This window comes from Acetobacter sp. P1H12_c (assembly GCF_018811975.1).
GTDB lineage: Bacteria > Pseudomonadota > Alphaproteobacteria > Acetobacterales > Acetobacteraceae > Acetobacter > Acetobacter persici.
Map to the genome: position 1 here is coordinate 1 of NZ_JACRVR010000080.1, position 2788 is coordinate 2788.

Annotated in this window: 2 protein-coding genes; one reads left to right on the forward strand and one right to left on the reverse strand. The window is 48.1% G+C overall.

Translation table 11 applies throughout. The features are described from left to right. Window positions 1-138: 138 nt before the first annotated feature. Window positions 139-1209: a hypothetical protein gene (locus KP699_RS16110; RefSeq protein WP_215763331.1), complete on the reverse strand. Its 1071-nt coding sequence runs from the start codon at window positions 1207-1209 to the stop codon at window positions 139-141. Window positions 1210-1574: 365 nt separating this feature from the next. Here KP699_RS16110 and KP699_RS16115 point away from each other — a divergent pair, with 365 nt between their 5' ends. Further along, complete coding sequence (locus KP699_RS16115; protein ID WP_215763332.1) at window positions 1575-2660, forward strand: hypothetical protein; 1086 nt, start codon at window positions 1575-1577, stop codon at window positions 2658-2660. Window positions 2661-2788: the final 128 nt, after the last annotated feature.

Sequence of the window (2788 nt, forward strand, 5' to 3'; positions counted from 1 at the left end):
TCATCCGAGACATACGGGGATGACAGGTCACTTTCCACAAAGCAGACATTTGTAACTGAGGCGACTGCAGTGAGGCAGGTTTCGCAAGGCTGACACTGTATACCGTCGTTCGCTAATAATCCGTGCCCTAAGCCTTAATCAGCCTATATGCACGGCTAAATTATGCGACCAATGTCCTAATCCAGCTATTTCAAGCTCGAGATGTACCAGTATTCGACGTTCGACGAGATCTCCCAATATCGCGACCCGAAACACACGTTCGACGCACATGAGTGGCGTATAGGATTCATTCGAGATAGGACTAGAATAAGGGATCGAAGCCAACCTCACGATATCAAGCTTGAGCAGCTCCTCTAACCAAGGAGAGCCCATGTAGTTTACCCAGTATTCGGACAGACGAGAGCCAAAGTCTTGAAAGAAAGGGCTCTCGCCGCGGCGCATCGACAAGCACGTCATAAGCTTTTGTGGGAGGGCCGCTATGCCACTCACCACGGCGATGTCTCCACCATCGAGCATGAGGTCGTTATTGGCTGAAAGAGCGAAGTCACTGGGAAGACTTGCGGCGGGAGTGCGGGGGGCGTTCGGTGCCACCTGGCACTCAACGAGTACTAGGGTTCCTTCTCGTCGCACCGAAAGACYCCCTATCGAGCGGCCTTCCCCCAGATTGTTTACCAGCACATATCGATCATACTCCGGTATCGATCTCAGATTGCCGGCCAAACGGACCAGGTCGGAAAAGTCGCCGATTACGAAATGCTCGATCTCAAAGTGCCATTGCTCGTCTTGAGCGTAGTTGATTTCCCCCACTGCAACGATTTCCGGCCCGAATGCAATTAGGTGTTTGACGTTCTGCTCTCCAGCAGCGCCGGTTAGAGCCTGCTTACACCGAGAATAGTGGTCCGCCTTGTAGTGCTGCAAAACCTCCACCGTGTATGTAAAGACGTCGGTATCCACGAGGCGTCCGTGGTTAGCGCAAAGCCATATGCCGTTGTCGATGCTCGCACGCTGATCCGGGGTCATTTTGGAATCATAGCGCGGACCGCCTGGTGCTGCGGCGCAGATGTGTGCCGCAGTTCCTATATTGGAGATCGCGGCTGGCGCCTCGTCACTCGGCCCCACCGTGGCCTGATTGCAGATCGAACATTTGTAAGCTGCCCTTAACGCAAGAGCGTTCCGGACGGATACTGAAAAGTTGTCACGAGCGGCCATGTTTTAAGCCTCAGTTTCAAATGCGTCATCCAGGTAGTCAGCATATTGTCCTGACTCGCCTTGTAACGTTTATGATTGTCCTTCCTCCAGAGGAATTGTAAAGTGTATAGCAACGGTGATTATTTTTTCCCTGTATTTTACACTTCACCATATAAATAGCAGGAAATGCCCGTCATGTCGGACGCTACTGCATCAATATACGTTTCCGGAAAACAGACTTGAACTTTCGACGCACGAACGCTGGCTTCCGTCAGTTTCGGAGCGGGTCAGCTTGCGACGGCAAAAAGCACACCAAACGAGTAGGGGAAAACGTTACTGGACCTCACCTGGTTGAAATAATGAGATCTCTTCGGCATAATCTCATTATGCCAATCACAATCGACAATTCGATCTACGATAAAAGCGGTCGCCTGCTATTTTGTAGCATAGAAAAATTCGTTTCTGATATATGTGAGGGCAATCATTGTTTTATATGCGGACGACATCCTGAAGGAGTCTCATTCAATAAAGAGCATATAATACCAAATTGGATGTTGAGGCTCGTAAATATTCACTCAGGAGATATTCGACTTCCAAACGGTAGGCTGCATCAATATGGAAGATATACCATTCCATGTTGCAGTGAATGTAACACGCTCCTTGCGGAGCATTTTGAAAAACCGATCAGTAAAGCATTAGGGCAGGGATTTTCGGGTCTGCGCGCGTTTGTCGAACGCGAGGGGACCGAGCGCCTGTTTTTGTGGATGGCGCTTCTCTTTGTTAAACTACACCTTAAAGACAAAACTCTTTTAGAAAACCCTGATATCCGTCTTGGACGATCTTACATATCAGATCGCTATGATTGGTCAACATTTCATCACATGCATTGTCTCATACGCGCTCATTATACGGGCGCAAAAATTGGCAAGTATGTCCATGGATCAATTTTATTCTTAGAAGTTGGTAATAGTTCCGAAGATAAATCTTTTGATGTTTCTACTATAACTAATGCTTACACCTTGTTCATTCGAGTCAAAAATATTGCTATATACACTGTCTTTGACGATTCTGGTATTTCCTTGGAGGCTATTGAGCCCGTTTTGTCAAAAATAACGGGCGTGATGAATTCGGCACAAGCTCGCGAGCTGGCCGCAGAACTGGCGGCGGCAAATATTCACCTAAAAACTTCTCCCAGCTTCGGTACCAGAATGTCGAACACTGATGGTGATAATCTTGAAATTATAGCTTTCCATCCAGAAGGTGAGGCCGAGTTTTTCCCTAAAAACAATAACTTAATAGGTCACATCAAGCGCTACATGTTGGAGAATTTTTGTCAAACAACAATGCATCACACCCGCGAAGAAGCCCTAGAATTACTTAGCTCAAACAAATACTCTTTCTTATTCAACAACGAGGGGAAGTTTGTCACTGGGGGCTGCAAGGAAAATCCGCAACCTGCGCGTAGCGAGTGACCCCTCTATCTGACAAATCCCGGGTAGGAACGAAGACAGCTGAATAGGGTCTGAACTCCCCCGAGATTGGCGGAGACGTCCGATTCCGAAGAAATTTTACCCGAAAGCCACCCGTCTGCTTCCCCCCC